Below are 13540 nucleotides of genomic sequence, written 5' to 3'. Positions count from 1 at the left end.
TTACTGTACCTTAGCATCCACCCGCACTTACGAATACAGAAAGAATAGGGATGCTTGCGATCTAAAATGCTGATAGTGAATGTCTGATATATCCGTACCGAACCCACAGCAGGAACTTAACTTGAAGAAGCTGGAGTTGTCGGCGCTGCTTGAGATCACGCAGGCCATCAATGCCAACCTGCCGGAGGCTTCGCTGTACAAAATATACCGCTTTACCCTGCTGGCTCAGCTAAGCATAGCCCGCATCACGCTGTTTGTGCACGACGAGAACTGGCAGTGCATGATATGTACCGGAACCGAGCAGGACTTCACCAAAGTGCAACTGCCGGAGGAGGTCTTGCAGCTGAAGGAGATCACGAAAGTATCGAAGATGCAGGTGGAGAAGAAGTGGCGCTGCTTTGATATCGTAATCCCGATTTTGCACAATGGCAAGGTGCTGGCCTTCGTGATGATCGGCAAGATCGAGAAATACTCCAGCAGCCTGGACGCGCTTAACTTCATCCAGACGATCAGTAACATCATGCTCGTGGCCATCGAGAACCACCGCATGGCCCGCCAGCGACTGGCCCAGGAGTCCATCCGCCGCGAGATCGAGATTGCCCGCGAGGTGCAGTCCATGCTGTTCCCCAAGAGCCTGCCTAACGACAAGGACGTGGCCATCCATGCCAGCTACATCCCGCATTCTTCCATTGGCGGCGACTACTACGATTTCATCGAGATCGACGCGGACCAGTTTCTGTTCTGCGTGGCGGACGTGTCGGGGAAGGGGGTGCCGGCCTCCTTGCTGATGTCGAACTTCCAGGCGGGCCTGCGCACCATCCTGCGGCAGACCTCTGACCTGAACACGGTGGTGTCGGAGCTCAACCACCTGATCTACCGCAACGCGATCGCCGAGAAGTTCATCACCACCTTTGTGGCCCTGTATAACCGCCGCACCCGCGAGCTGAGCTATGTGAATGCCGGCCACAACGCGCCCATACTGCTGTATGAGGATAGCACGCACACGCTCCTGAACGATGGCTGCACCATGCTGGGCGTGTTCGACGTGCTGCCGTTCATGAACGTGGGCAGGGTGCACGTGCCGGAGAAATCCATAGTGCTGGCCTATACCGATGGCCTGACGGAGGTTTTTGACGAGGACGAGGCGGAGTTTGGGGTGGAGGGCACGATCGAGTTCCTTATCCGCCACCGCTACCTGAGTTCCAAGATGCTGCACCTGCAGCTGCTCCGCGAGATAAACCTCTACAACGAGGAGGCCAACTTCAACGACGACATCACCTTGCTCTCCTGCCGGTTTAAGTAAGTTGCCAATTTGAAGGTTTGCAGATGTGAAGATGAAAATAGTGGCCTGAGGAGAACGAATCTAATCTTTATCTTACCCTACATCTTCTAATTTTATCATCTCCAAATTCCCAGATCTAGAACGTGTTTCGCCTCTATAAAACGCCCTGGTTGCTGAAGAAGCTGATGCCTGGCTACACCTGGCACCGCGAGGTGCAGGGCAAGGTGCTGTTCCTAACGTTTGACGACGGCCCGATTCCGGAGGTAACGCCCTGGGTGCTGGAGCAGCTGGAGAAGTATGAGGCCAAGGCTACCTTTTTTTGTGTGGGCGATAATGTGGCAAAGCACCCCGAGGTGGCCGGGCAGGCGCTGGCGCAGGGGCATAAGCTGGCAAACCATACTTACAACCACCTCAAGGGCTGGCACACGCCGCTGCAGCAGTATGTCGACAACGCTGAAGCTTGCCAACTGGAGCTGGAGAAGTTGCAGGCCGAAGCGCCTACTTTGTTCCGACCACCCTACGGGCGCATTACCGGCGGGCAGGCGCAACAACTGCGCGCAAAGTATGAACTGGTGATGTGGGATGTGCTCACCAACGACTACGACCAGCGCCTTTCGCCGGAGGAGTGCCTGCGCCAAAGTATAAAAAGTACCCGGAGCGGTAGTATCATTGTATTTCACGACAGCCTGAAGGCACGTCGGAATTTGATGTATGCCCTGCCGCCCTACCTGGACCATTTCACGAAGCTGGGCTATACTTTCGAGACCTTATGATCGTATCGGTAGCCTATTTTATACTTTATTTCTCCCTTTTCCTGGTGCTGCTGGCCCTGCTGGTGCTCAACCGACGGCGCTATACGTTAGAGCTGCGGGAGCAGCCGCGCATCAGCATCCTCATCGCTGCCCGAAACGAGGAGCACACCATCCTGCGCTGCCTGCACGCCATCGAGGCGCTGGACTACCCCAAAGATAAGATCGAAGTGCTGATCGGAGATGACGCCTCCACAGACAGGACCCGCGCTGTCATCGAAAAATTCATCCAGGATAAGCCCAGCTATACTTGCATCCCCATCACCCATACGTTGGGCAAGGCCAGGGGAAAGGCCAACGTGCTGGCCCAGCTTGCCAAAACCGCCACCTCAGACTATTTTTTCTACACTGATGCCGATATCGCCGTGCCGAAAGAGTGGGTGCAGGCCATGCTCTCGGAGATGAAGAAGGAGGTGGGCGTGGTAACAGGTATCACCACCATAGAAGGCAACAGCTTTTTCGCCCGGCTGCAAAGTATGGATTGGCTCTATGTGCTGGGGCTGATGCAGGTGGTGTCGGATGTGGGGCTGCGGGTTACCACCATGGGCAACAACATGCTGCTGCGCCGGCAGGCATACGAAGAGGTGGGCGGCTACGAAAGTATAAACTTCTCGGTAACGGAGGATATTGCCATTTTTAACGAGGTGCTGAAACGCGGCTGGAACTTCCGGAATATCTACAGTCCGCATGTGCTGGCGCTCTCCACACCGGCTCCCACCTTCATGGCCTTCCTGCAGCAGCGCCGCCGCTGGATGCGCGGTTCCATGCACCTGCCCTGGTACATGGCCATCATCTTTATACTTCACTCAGCGTACTACCCGGTGCTGCTGCCGTTCTTTGCTTATACTTCGGTAGGCGTGATGCTGGCCATCTTCACCTTGAAACTGCTGCTGCAGAGCCTCTACCTGCACCTCTGCCTCCGCCGCCTCGGCTGCAGCGCCCGCTGGTACCTGTACTTTTTCTTCGAGCTATACCTGGTCATCTCATCTATTATCCTAATCGTATACTTCTTCCTGCCACTCAGGATCAGATGGAAAGGGAGAAAGTATTAGGAGTTGAGTTGGAGAGTTAGAAAGTTAAAAGGTTAGAAAGTTAGAAAGTGTAAAATTCCCTCCAAGACGGGCTAGGGGTAGGTTTAGCCATTTAACAATGCAGCCATGTACCTATCCAAAAGCCATAAAATCCCTAACTTGCAGGCTGATGTTTTACTTATACTTGAAGCCGTAGTCGTGATACCTGATACGTACTAAAAGATGATGAACTTAGTTGATTCGCACGCGCATATTTATTCGGAGAAGTTTAACGCCGACAGGGCTGAGGCGGTGGAGCGCTCGCGGCAGGAGGGGGTGAGCAAAATCTACATGCCCAACATCGACCATACGTCCATCGACGCCATGCTGGAAGCCGAGGAGAAGTATGAAAGTGTCTGCATCCCGATGATGGGCCTGCACCCGACCTCCGTAGACAAGGATTTTGAGCGTGAGCTGTACCTGGTGGAGGAGTGGCTGGGCAAGCGACCGTTTGCGGCGGTGGGGGAGTGCGGCATCGACCTCTACTGGGACAAAACCTTTCTGCCGCAGCAGCAGGAGGCCCTGAAGGTGCAGGTGGCGCTGGCCAAAAAGTATAAACTGCCCCTCGTGCTGCACACCCGCGACTCATTTAACGAAACTTATGAGATCATTTCTGCCGCCCAGGACGGCACCCTGAAAGGTATTTTCCATTGCTTTAGCGGCACCGTGGAGGAGGCGGAAAAGGTGAAGGAACTGGGCTTTCTGATGGGTATAGGCGGCGTGGCAACTTTTAAGAACGGGGGACTGGACAAGGTGCTGCCGCACGTGCAGCTCGAGGACCTGGTGCTGGAAACCGACTGCCCTTACCTGGCCCCAGCCCCGCACCGTGGCAAGCGCAACGAGCCGGTATACCTGCCCCTGGTTGCGCGGCGCGTGGCGGAACTGATGCAGAAACCGGAGGAAGAAGTGGCCGAGAAAACAACAGCCAACACCTTAAACCTTTTCAAGCTATAGCATGCAGGTTGTAAAAGTAGACATCGACACCGCCGCGCCGCTCCACCCGGAGGCCTCCATCCTTATCATCTACACGGGCGGCACGGTGGGGATGGTATTTGATGAGAAAGAGCAGCACCTGATGCCGTTCAATTTCTCGCAAATCACGGAGCACGTGCCGGAGCTGCGGCAGTTCAACTACCTGCTCACGGTGCTGAGCATAGAACCGGCCATCGACTCCTCCAACGTGTCGGTGCAGGACTGGCTGATGCTGGCCCGGCTGATTGAGGAGAATTACCAAAAGTATGACGGTTTTGTGGTGCTGCACGGCACCGATACCATGGCCTACTCCGCCTCTGCCCTGAGCTACCTACTGGAGAACCTGCAGAAGCCCGTGATCTTTACCGGTGCGCAAGTGCCTATTGGCCGTATCCGCACCGATGCCCGCGAGAACCTGATCACCGCCCTGCAGATTGCCGCCACCAAAAAAGAGGGCAGAAGCGTGGTGCCGGAAGTGTGTATCTATTTCCGCAACCTGCTGCTGCGCGGCAACCGCTCTAAGAAAGTAGAGAGCAGCCACTTTGATGCCTTTAAATCCGGCAACTATCCGCCGCTGGCCGAGACCGGCATCGACATAGAGTATAGCTACGAACACATTCTGCCCCACCCGCAGCAGCCGTTTAAGGCACATCATACGCTGAATGATAAGGTGGCCATCCTGAAGCTGTTCCCGGGCATCACGCCGCAGGTGGTGCAAAGTATACTGCAGGCGCCAGGGCTGCAGGGGCTGGTGCTGGAGACCTTCGGCTCTGGAAACGCGCCGACAGTGCCGTGGTTCCTGGAACTGTTGCAGGACGCCGTGGGGCGTGATATACTTATCCTGAACGTATCGCAGTGCGATGAGGGGCGTGTGGACCAGGGACGCTACGAAACGAGCAAGTACCTGCTGAACATGGGTGTGATAGGCGGGGCCGATATTACCACCGAGGCGGCTATCTCCAAGTTGATGTATGTGCTGGCACAAGAGGGACTTAGCCACCGGGAGCGCGTGCTGCTGGTGCAGCAGAACCTGCGGGGCGAGATCAGTCTTTAAAAGTATAAAAAACTATACTTGCAGATGTGCTTCCTGTTAGCGTATATTTGCATCTCCATTCAGAGAGTTGTCCGAGTGGTTGAAGGAGCACGCCTGGAAAGTGTGTATACCTCAAAAGGGTATCGAGGGTTCGAATCCCTCACTCTCTGCCGGTAGCGATACCAAAGTCAACTTAAAGCCCGTAAATCAGCGATTTACGGGCTTTTTTGTTTCTCATATCTTGTCCTGAAATAGAACCGGAGTCCGCACAGCTTTTTGGCAACTGGAAAGCGAGCCCCGCAGGTGGAGGAGATTTTTCTGGCTCTGGTCTCGGATAGAAAACCTTGGTAGAGGAGCTTCCATGGGATCCGGAAACGTAGACCTCCGTGCCTGTTTTGCCAATCACCATTCCTCATCCCCCTTCAGATCGAATGTGCGCGAGATATTAAAACCGAAGTAGATGTCTCCTTTCGACCAGTAGCCTGTGTTCTGTGGCACGAAAAACTTCTCGACCATGCCTTGCGCGTTGGTGAATATCAGCTGGAAAACATGCCCACCCGTCTCAATATCAAATCCCAGGGAAAGGGTGTTCCTGAAGGCTTCGCGCGTCTGGTCGGAGAGCAGGTAATAATACTCTGCGTTGAAGGAGGTGTGTTTCGTGATTTTAAAGCGTCCGCCGCCTCCGAGTGCATAGACATTGTTTTCGTCCTGGCGCGCTGGCACCAGGTTGCGGTGCACAAGGGTAGGGGATAGCTGCAGGGACAGCCGCTCCGTGAACTTGCGGGCAATCAGCAACTGGTGCGTGTAGGTAAACCGGTGCTCCAGATCAAGGCTTTCCTCCTCATCCGGCCACTTAAGAGACCGGACAGCGGTACTGGTAAAGAGCGTAAGTGTTACCGGCATGCCCTGTTTTGTTTGCTGCTGCAGTAGCTTGTATTTCAGAAAGCCGTCAAACGTTTTTTCAAGCGAGCTTCTCCCGATGCCCACATTAAGGCAATCGGTCAGGCCATACTCCAGGCCAAGGCGTATGGTGGCCTGGTCGAGGCCAAAGAACTCATAGGCGCCACTGTTCAGCGTGCCAAAGCGGTGGGAGATCAAAAAGAGCAGCACGCCTTCGCCGTTCGTCTCCACCGAGTGGCCGTTTACCAGACGCGTTGCTTTGAAGGTACCCGTCACCGTTTCAGAGGCGGCGCTGTCGGTGGCTCCTGCCAGTTTCAGCAGCTCGTCCTGTGCCTGCGCAAACGTCAGGGGCAGACAAACCAGCACCAGAAGAAAGCTTATTTTTACCATAGCTGAAGGCTGTTTTCTGTGAGAGGCTCATACACTACGTCCACTGTGATGTCAATTTGCCTGGCGATGTTGTTTCGCACCAGCCGGGGTATCTTAATCCCGAACTCCTGCGGGGTAACGGTGAAAGTGGATTTGCCAAACAGCCGCCCCGCTTTTACTTCCAGTATCCCGACGGTGTCTATGGATTTGTCCTGCCCATGTATGTGGAGCACGCCTTTCACCCGCACTTCATAGGCTGCATCCTTTTCCAGGTCGACAACCTGAATATTTATCACCTTCCCCTTAAAAGTAGCCTTTGGGTATTTATCGGATTCCACATAGTTTTCATTGAAGTGTGTTTGCATCAGCGATTTCCGGAACTCAAACTCCTTCATCGGCACTGAGAAAACCATGTCCCCGGTACCTACATCCAGTATAGATGCCGCCTTTCTGTTATGTGCTTCAATGTCTTCCAGGGGAGCATCGGAAAAGAACCAAATGTGACCGGTCCTGGTAAAGAACCGCTCCTGCGCCAGAACGTGGGTGCTGCTAAGAAAGAATATGGCAAGGAGTAGGGTAAGTTGTCTCATGATCAGAAGTTAATTGTTAGGGGCACCTGCATCCACCCATTTCCGGATCTTCTCAATGTCACAGTCAGGGAGTTTAGCAGCGCCCTGTGGCATGGGTGGGAACCCGGGGGCATGTGTGATAGCCCCCACCAGGTGCCCGTGGCCCGCCTCTTCCTTCACTCCGTTGTAATTGTCGAGTACCACACCTCCCTCTGCTATACCTGCTGCATGGCAACTGTAGCAGTTCGCTGCCAGTATGGGCACAATCGAACCGGAAAAGGTAATGGCGGTGGTATCACAATCCTGATGGTCCGGCTGCGGGGCCAGGTCCTCTTCGTTGTCGTTGGTACAGGCAGTGGTAACCGGAAGTAGCAAACCGAGTGCGAGGCGTATAATAGTTATCCGTTCCATACATACCTTGTTGTTAGCTACCGAAAAATGATGCTGCCCGGCTGTGAGTAAGCATTACAGCCAGGCAGCAGGTTACCGGGGGCTACTGTGTGATCTGCGCTCTGATCTCTCCATCAGGAAACTCAGCACTGTGTATGTTCAGGAACCAATTGCCGGCCAGCAGGTCCGCCTCTTGTTCTGTTGTCAGGGCTGAGGTGGATCCTGAGAGGGGAGTATTGAAAGGATTGGAGCCTGAATAAGGGTTTGAGCCAGGGTTTATCGGAATAACGATAGGCCCGGCCATACCTGGCGCCCCCTTATGAAAGTGCATGGCGGTGGGGGTTATGCCCTCAAAGGTGATGGTGTAGGACAGCCTCTTTGTATCCTTATTGTATTGGCCTTTGAAGGTGCCTGTTGCCTCTGAACTGTTTGACGGCACCTCCTGTGAACCGCTGAGGGTTGCATCGTCCAGCATCACGATCTCGTCTGCCGGATCTGGCAAGTTGCCGTCATCATCATCATTGCAACTACTAAACCCGAGCATCAGACTCAGGAGTAAAGCAGTTAGGATTCCATAGGAAATGCGATACGTTTTCATAATAATAGAATTAGAGTACTAAAGGAAACTTAGGTCATAGGGTACTTCCTAACACAGCGCACAAGCTGTGTTATACCAGTGGTATATATATGCTGCCGGAAGCGGGTTATTTACCTGTTCAAAGTATAGCCTGCCATAAAAAATACGCCTGCGCTCGTCAATTTTAACCGGCCCGCGCCAATGTCCGACAAGGGGATCTTCACGAAGGGCTCAGCGCCAACGAAGAGAGCGGGTGATAGCCTGCGCGTGTACCCGATGGACAGGTTCTGAACGCCAAACCAGTGCTTATTCTCGTTCGAAACTTCCCATATCTTACTGTATGGTTTTTGCCCGGCGTGCTGGTAGGTATAAGTATACTTCTCCTCCAGCATGAGGTAACTGGAAACGCCAGCCTGCACAGAAAGTATGTTCTTGCCCCGCTTCAGGAAATGGTATTGCAGGTTCAGGGGGATGTCCAGTACCTGGCATTTCGCCTCAATTCCATCAGGCAGCGGCCTGTTATCCCAGAAGCCCGGGTAAGGTTCATACTCGCTTGCCTCTGTACGGTAGATCTTTTTGGCACCTACTGCCCCGGTTACCAGGCTGAGGCGTTCGGTCAGAGGCACGCTTACCATGATGCCGGCGTTCATACTTACTGCGTCTGCGTTCCTGAACCTGACGGAGGTTATGTCCGGGGCCAGAACAAGGGCGAGGCTAATGTTTTTCAGGAACACCGGCTCCTTTTGGTCCTGCCTTGGATCGCTGCTACCAGCAATTTCCGTTTGCGCTGCTTGCTCCGGGCTCGCCTGCGTTGCCGAGTCAGGCAAAAGCGTCTGAGGGTTTACCACAGTAATGTCCGCGGCTTCCATGGCTGTTGCTATACTTGCTGTGCTCTTTTTTAGCGCTATGGAGATCAGTTTCAGCGGCTTTACAGGCACCACATCACGTTTTGCTGGTGTTTTATGGTCACCCTCCACGGAAACTCCAATACCGGGACCTGTGTGCTTCTCCTGTCGCTGTGACTCCACCACTGGAGGCTCCGGTAAAATAGCAGCCTCTCCGTTTCTGGCTCTAGCTTGTTGCTGAGTCCCGGCGGCTTCTGTTGCCTGCGCTGCGGCAAGATTTTCAGTTTTTGGCGTTTCTGCTGTTGAGGTAGCGGGTGAATCTGCTAATTGCCAAATCAACACCATGCTTCCCAGCAATGCCAGCAGCAAGGGCAGAAAGCGCCTTACCCCAGACCATCCCCCGTGCCTGCCATCCAGTTTGCGGTCCATAGCTCTCCAGGCCTCCGGATCGAAGGGTGGATCATACCTTTCGGCTGATTTCCGGAACAGATCATCAAGTTCTTCGTCAGACATATTGCTTAAACTCTTCTATCCTGCTTTCCTTCAGTGCTTCCCGTAAATTTGCCCTTGCCTTAGCAAGATTCGACTTCGAGGTGCCAACGGCAATGCCTAGTATCACGGCAATCTCCTCGTGCGTGTATCCGTCAATCACGTAGAGATTAAACACGGCGCGGTATCCCGGGGATAACTTTTGCACCAGTGAGATCAGGTATTCATAGCTGATCTGCTGTACTACATCGTAAGGGTCCGATGTGGGGGCTGCCGCTTTCAGGTCGAGATGGTAGTAGCTCCTCAGATTGTGGCGGTAGCTATCCAGTGCCGTATTGATCATGATCCGGCGCAGCCACCATTTAAAGGGCTTTTGCGGATCGTACTGCTTTAGCCGGGTAAATACTTTCATGAATCCATCGTTGAGGACCTCCTTGGCTTCTTCGATGTCCTTGGAGTAGCGGGCGCATATACTCATGGCATAGCCGAAGAAATGCTTATACAGCTTTCTCTGCGCCTCACGGTCCTCTTTCAGGCACCCCTGAAGCAACTCCTCCAACCCTTTGCTTTCTGTTACGCTCACTATTCCAGAGTTTGCGCTCCCATCACGGAGCTTTTCCAAGAATGGTTGCCTTGGCTAAAAGAAATATTTATACTTTGTTTGTGTGATTTCAGTGGTTTCCAGGCCAGTGGATCGGGTGTATGGCTGGACGCAACAGGTAGGCTGCAGCGGAAGGTGTGCCTTTGCATTCGTTGGCATTGAAAGCCACTGATTTGGAGGATAGGTACACCGTCTTCCGCAACTGTAAATAATTCGCCGGGAAGTATGGCAGTCATCCGAGTGCAGCGGGCTTATTTTACCCGGCTACCAGGAAGGCAATGAGTAAGCATTGTTCCAGTTGGGGGGAGGACTAGGGTATAAATAAAGTATACAAGCGCCCATCCTACATAAACTCGCCCGTAAGTATGTTGTAGGCTTGCCCTTTGGGGAGCACGTGCAGGATCAGGTTTTCAACACAAAGCGCCTGGCCCGGGTCAATCTGCGGGTAATTGTTTTTCTGAGCCCTGCGCCCATCTATGATGATGACCAGCCCGGAGCCAATGGTTTCTATGCAGGAATTTTGTTTAATCAGAATGCCGGTATCCTCGCCCAGCCCGATGCCAATGTGTGAGGGCGTCGCGGCAACAGCCTCGATCAGACGGGGTATACGGCGGCGGTTTACAAAGTGGGTGTCGATGATGATCTGTTCCAGCAGCCCCAATCCTTCTGCTAACGCGACCGTCCCTTTCAGGAGCGGGTCCCTCTCCAGCGATCCGTTTATCATGATGTGCGACAAGGCCATAGCCCCGGCGCTTGTGCCGGATACCAGGAATTTCTCTTCCTGCTCATACCTGCTTTTAATAATGTGCAGTACCTCAGAGCCCAGGAGGATTTGGGGAAGGCGACTCTGGTCCCCGCCTGAAAACATGATGCCATCCGCCTTTCTGATGCGCTCCAGGTAGTCCTGCCTGCCGGTATCCTCTGGCTGTTGAATCGGAAGAATGCCCACGTTGTCGCAACCAAGCCTCAGGAAGGCCTCCAGATACACTTGCCCCACCTCTCTCGGGAAGTGGGTGGCGGTTGTGATCACCTCAATGCGCGTTCCGGGGCCATAAAGCTCATCATGGATGCGTTTGAGTATCCCCTGGTCAAAAAAACGGGAAGGCATTTTCAGCTCATCTGCCTCTGCGGTAGGCATTGCGCCTTTGTCCTCGTTGCCCCCTATGGCCACTATTCTTCCTCTGGCAGCCTGCATACATTTACTTTACTTCGATCTTTCCTTTCATCACGGGATGATAGCTGCAGTAGTAATCCGCGGTTTTCCGGGCAACCAGGCGCCATTTAGCTCCGGAAGCCAGGGCGGGTGATTTCCATGACTTGCCGGAAGATTCTGTCACATCATGAGTTACCATGTCCTTGTTCACAAATTCAATGGTATCTCCCATACTGACGACTAGCACTTGCGGATTAAACTGCATCCGGCTAATTTCTACCGTGTGCACTTTGGGCGACACGGGCGGAGATGTTGCTCCGGACAGGAACAGGCAAAGCAAGTATAAACCTGTCGGCAGAAGCCACGGTTTCAGGCGTTTCATTTGCCGTTAAGGTCTTTCTGCACCATTTGGGCATGTTCCAGGTGTGCCTGAAGCGCCGGAACTATACTTTCCAGCAACGATTTCAGCTCAGCGTTCTCTGATTCGGGGATAAGCAGCCCTTCTACGGCTGCTATCACGGCTTTGTGGTAGGCCACTTCATTGTCGATATAGGCTTTGTTAAAGGCGGCGCCGGTTTTTGTGCGCAGCATCTCCTTTGTTTTTTCAGCGTCGGATAACAGCTGCTTGCTCACGGCATTGACTTCTGGCGTCACGCCCAGCTTGGTAACAAGCGCTACGGCCTGGTCGATCACGGCTTTGTGGTCGCTTGCCATAGTCTCCGCAAACTTAAGCACCTCCGCATCTTTCGACCGTTCTTGGGCGATTTTGGCATAGTCAATGTCTATCTGGTTGGCTGTTACGGCAGTATGGGCCACTTCTGCATCAGATAGTGTCGGATTATCCTGGGCCACAGCAGGCGAAAGTAACATAAAGGAGCCAAAGAGAAGCCCGATGGCACTTGCACTGATTGATTTGCGTATTTTCATAGTATTTGAGTTTATGGTTTCTCATTAGATGGTAAAAGTGAAGTATGGTTACAAAAAAGCACCTTTTAAATCATCGTGAACCGGAAATTATACTTGTGTGCAGGCGGGCTTAAAGAACACTTCCACGACTTTAGAGTTATTTATGATAAGACGCACAAGGTTAAGGTTTAGGGGAAGCAATCTGTAGTCACTTATGCTTCATTAATAGCCTGCTTTATTTACGTAAGTTTCTGAACTTCAATTGTTAGAATCCATTATTTGCGTTAAAGTTTCAATACAAAAAGAGACAACCTTATGAAAAAATATATTCATGCCAGTATCTATGGAGATTCCGAATCCAAGGAGATTTTAGTGGAGAACGGCCGGTTCAAAGCCATTGGCAATGATCTGGGCAATGCAGATGAAGTGATTGACTTAGAAGGCCGCCTGGTGTTGCCGCCTTATGTTGACCCTCATCTGCACTTGGATTATATCTTTTCTGGGCTAGGCGAAGGGAATGCGAACGTGTCGGGTACGTTGTTTGAGGGCATTCAGCGCTGGAGTGAGAACAAGAAATCCCTGACAGAGGAAATCGTGCGGGAACGTGCGTTGAAAGGGATTCAAAAAGAATTGAGTCATGGGGTTCAGTTTATTCGCACGCACGTGGATATCACGGACCCGAACCTGACCGGGATGAAAGCCTTGATTAAACTGCGGGATGAATTAAAAGACATCGTCACCCTCCAACTGGTGGCATTTCCGCAGGAAGGGTTTTTCCGCTATAAAGGGGCAGAGCAGCTGATGGAGCAGGCCCTTGAGATGGGGGCCGACGTGGCAGGAGGGATCCCTCACTTTGAAATTTCCTACGAGCAGGGGGTTGAATCCTTGAAGCGTATTGTGGACATGGCCATAAGACACATGGTCATGATCGATATTCACTGCGATGAAAACGATGATCCCAATAGCCGGTTTCTGGAGGTACTGAATGCGCTTGTGATGGAAGAAGACTATGGCCCATACACCACAGCAAGCCATACCTGCAGTTTTGGATCGGTAGAGAACAGTTATGCCAATAAAATGCTGGGCTTGTTTAAAGAATCTAGTATCAACTTCATTTCCTGCCCAACTGAGAATGCGCATTTACAGGGCCGTGGCGACACTTATCCGAAACGCCGAGGGCTGACGCGAGTAAAAGAGCTGTTAAACAACGATAATAATGTCGCGTTTGCTCAGGATTCCATTGCGGATTACTGGTATCCGTTAGGGAACGGGAATATGATGAACATCCTGGACAATGGAATCCATTTAGCCCATTACACACACATCGATGAAATCAACAAGGCGTTCGACCTGATCACGTATAACGGCGCAAACATCATGCGGGTGAACGATGCGTATGGCATTGAAGCAGGGAAACCAGCCAACTTCATCGTCTTGGATGCACAGGATGCCTATGAAGCCATTCGGGAGCGCGCAGAAGTGCTTGCTTCCATTCGTAATGGGGAATATCTCTTCAGGCGTGAACCCCGAAAGAATGAGATAGAAGTTGATTTTCTAAAACTATGAGGCGGTAGG

Annotated in this window: 15 protein-coding genes and 1 tRNA gene; 7 read left to right on the top strand and 9 right to left on the bottom strand. The window is 52.6% G+C overall.

What is annotated here, in order from left to right; all coding sequences use genetic code 11:
- Window positions 1-79: 79 nt before the first annotated feature.
- The 6 genes from A3841_RS18255 (at window position 80) to A3841_RS18230 (ending at window position 5336) form a co-directional block, all read left to right on the top strand.
- Window positions 80-1303, top strand: a complete 1224-nt coding sequence (locus A3841_RS18255; RefSeq protein ID WP_073854588.1) for a PP2C family protein-serine/threonine phosphatase — start codon at window positions 80-82, stop codon at window positions 1301-1303.
- A gap of 122 nt (window positions 1304-1425) precedes the next feature.
- Window positions 1426-2055, top strand: a complete 630-nt coding sequence (locus A3841_RS18250) for a polysaccharide deacetylase family protein (protein ID WP_170866233.1) — start codon at window positions 1426-1428, stop codon at window positions 2053-2055.
- Window positions 2052-3143 carry a glycosyltransferase gene (locus A3841_RS18245; protein ID WP_073854586.1) on the top strand — a complete coding sequence of 364 codons (1092 nt, stop codon included), beginning with the start codon at window positions 2052-2054 and terminating at the stop codon, window positions 3141-3143. The genes A3841_RS18250 and A3841_RS18245 overlap by 4 nt, the downstream gene beginning before the upstream one ends.
- Before the next feature lie 204 nt (window positions 3144-3347).
- Window positions 3348-4115, top strand: a complete 768-nt coding sequence (locus tag A3841_RS18240; protein ID WP_073854968.1) for a TatD family hydrolase — start codon at window positions 3348-3350, stop codon at window positions 4113-4115.
- A gap of 1 nt (window position 4116) precedes the next feature.
- Complete coding sequence (locus tag A3841_RS18235) at window positions 4117-5187, top strand: asparaginase (RefSeq protein ID WP_073854584.1); 1071 nt, start codon at window positions 4117-4119, stop codon at window positions 5185-5187.
- Window positions 5188-5248: 61 nt separating this feature from the next.
- Window positions 5249-5336 (top strand) — tRNA-Ser (locus A3841_RS18230).
- Between the two features lie 232 nt (window positions 5337-5568).
- Here A3841_RS18230 and A3841_RS18225 read toward each other — a convergent pair.
- From A3841_RS18225 to A3841_RS18185, 9 genes are all read right to left on the bottom strand, one after another.
- The gene (locus tag A3841_RS18225) at window positions 5569-6456 is read right to left on the bottom strand and encodes a DUF5777 family beta-barrel protein (protein WP_073854582.1); all 888 of its coding nucleotides are present in this window, start codon (window positions 6454-6456) and stop codon (window positions 5569-5571) included.
- Window positions 6450-7025 (bottom strand): YceI family protein, encoded by a 576-nt coding sequence (locus A3841_RS18220; protein WP_073854580.1) that lies wholly within the window; start codon window positions 7023-7025, stop codon window positions 6450-6452. Before A3841_RS18220 ends, A3841_RS18225 begins: the two co-directional genes overlap by 7 nt.
- Before the next feature lie 9 nt (window positions 7026-7034).
- The gene (locus A3841_RS18215) at window positions 7035-7415 is read right to left on the bottom strand and encodes a hypothetical protein (protein WP_073854578.1); all 381 of its coding nucleotides are present in this window, start codon (window positions 7413-7415) and stop codon (window positions 7035-7037) included.
- Window positions 7416-7497: 82 nt separating this feature from the next.
- The gene (locus A3841_RS18210; protein ID WP_073854576.1) at window positions 7498-7992 is read right to left on the bottom strand and encodes a CHRD domain-containing protein; all 495 of its coding nucleotides are present in this window, start codon (window positions 7990-7992) and stop codon (window positions 7498-7500) included.
- Between the two features lie 110 nt (window positions 7993-8102).
- Window positions 8103-9329: a hypothetical protein gene (locus tag A3841_RS18205; protein ID WP_073854574.1), complete on the bottom strand. Its 1227-nt coding sequence runs from the start codon at window positions 9327-9329 to the stop codon at window positions 8103-8105.
- Window positions 9322-9888, bottom strand: coding sequence for an RNA polymerase sigma factor (locus A3841_RS18200; protein WP_073854966.1), 567 nt, complete (start codon window positions 9886-9888; stop codon window positions 9322-9324). The genes A3841_RS18205 and A3841_RS18200 overlap by 8 nt, the downstream gene beginning before the upstream one ends.
- 361 nt (window positions 9889-10249) lie before the next feature.
- Entirely contained in the window at window positions 10250-11101 is an 852-nt protein-coding gene (locus tag A3841_RS18195; protein ID WP_073854572.1) for a cyanophycinase, read from the bottom strand.
- Between the two features lie 4 nt (window positions 11102-11105).
- Window positions 11106-11441, bottom strand: coding sequence for a plastocyanin/azurin family copper-binding protein (locus A3841_RS18190; RefSeq protein WP_083610426.1), 336 nt, complete (start codon window positions 11439-11441; stop codon window positions 11106-11108).
- On the bottom strand, window positions 11438-11986 hold the full coding sequence (locus A3841_RS18185) for a DUF4142 domain-containing protein (protein ID WP_073854570.1): 549 nt from the start codon (window positions 11984-11986) through the stop codon (window positions 11438-11440). Before A3841_RS18185 ends, A3841_RS18190 begins: the two co-directional genes overlap by 4 nt.
- Before the next feature lie 294 nt (window positions 11987-12280).
- Here A3841_RS18185 and A3841_RS18180 point away from each other — a divergent pair, with 294 nt between their 5' ends.
- Window positions 12281-13531 (top strand): amidohydrolase family protein, encoded by a 1251-nt coding sequence (locus tag A3841_RS18180; RefSeq protein WP_073854568.1) that lies wholly within the window; start codon window positions 12281-12283, stop codon window positions 13529-13531.
- Window positions 13532-13540: the final 9 nt, after the last annotated feature.

Source organism: Pontibacter flavimaris, assembly GCF_001907195.1.
GTDB classification, from domain to species: Bacteria; Bacteroidota; Bacteroidia; order Cytophagales; family Hymenobacteraceae; genus Pontibacter; species Pontibacter flavimaris.
The sequence above is the reverse complement of the archived record's forward strand: the minus strand, read 5'-3'. Positions and strand labels throughout refer to the sequence as shown.

Coding starts and splice junctions, on each gene's coding strand:
- A3841_RS18235 (WP_073854584.1), top strand. CDS start 4,117: ATGCAGGTTGTAAAAGTAGACATCGACACCGCCGCGCCGCTCCACCCG.
- A3841_RS18185 (WP_073854570.1), bottom strand. CDS start 11,986: ATGAAAATACGCAAATCAATCAGTGCAAGTGCCATCGGGCTTCTCTTT.
- A3841_RS18215 (WP_073854578.1), bottom strand. CDS start 7,415: ATGGAACGGATAACTATTATACGCCTCGCACTCGGTTTGCTACTTCCG.
- A3841_RS18245 (WP_073854586.1), top strand. CDS start 2,052: ATGATCGTATCGGTAGCCTATTTTATACTTTATTTCTCCCTTTTCCTG.
- A3841_RS18210 (WP_073854576.1), bottom strand. CDS start 7,992: ATGAAAACGTATCGCATTTCCTATGGAATCCTAACTGCTTTACTCCTG.
- A3841_RS18220 (WP_073854580.1), bottom strand. CDS start 7,025: ATGAGACAACTTACCCTACTCCTTGCCATATTCTTTCTTAGCAGCACC.
- A3841_RS18190 (WP_083610426.1), bottom strand. CDS start 11,441: ATGAAACGCCTGAAACCGTGGCTTCTGCCGACAGGTTTATACTTGCTT.
- A3841_RS18195 (WP_073854572.1), bottom strand. CDS start 11,101: ATGCAGGCTGCCAGAGGAAGAATAGTGGCCATAGGGGGCAACGAGGAC.
- A3841_RS18240 (WP_073854968.1), top strand. CDS start 3,348: ATGAACTTAGTTGATTCGCACGCGCATATTTATTCGGAGAAGTTTAAC.
- A3841_RS18225 (WP_073854582.1), bottom strand. CDS start 6,456: ATGGTAAAAATAAGCTTTCTTCTGGTGCTGGTTTGTCTGCCCCTGACG.
- A3841_RS18255 (WP_073854588.1), top strand. CDS start 80: ATGTCTGATATATCCGTACCGAACCCACAGCAGGAACTTAACTTGAAG.
- A3841_RS18205 (WP_073854574.1), bottom strand. CDS start 9,329: ATGTCTGACGAAGAACTTGATGATCTGTTCCGGAAATCAGCCGAAAGG.
- A3841_RS18180 (WP_073854568.1), top strand. CDS start 12,281: ATGAAAAAATATATTCATGCCAGTATCTATGGAGATTCCGAATCCAAG.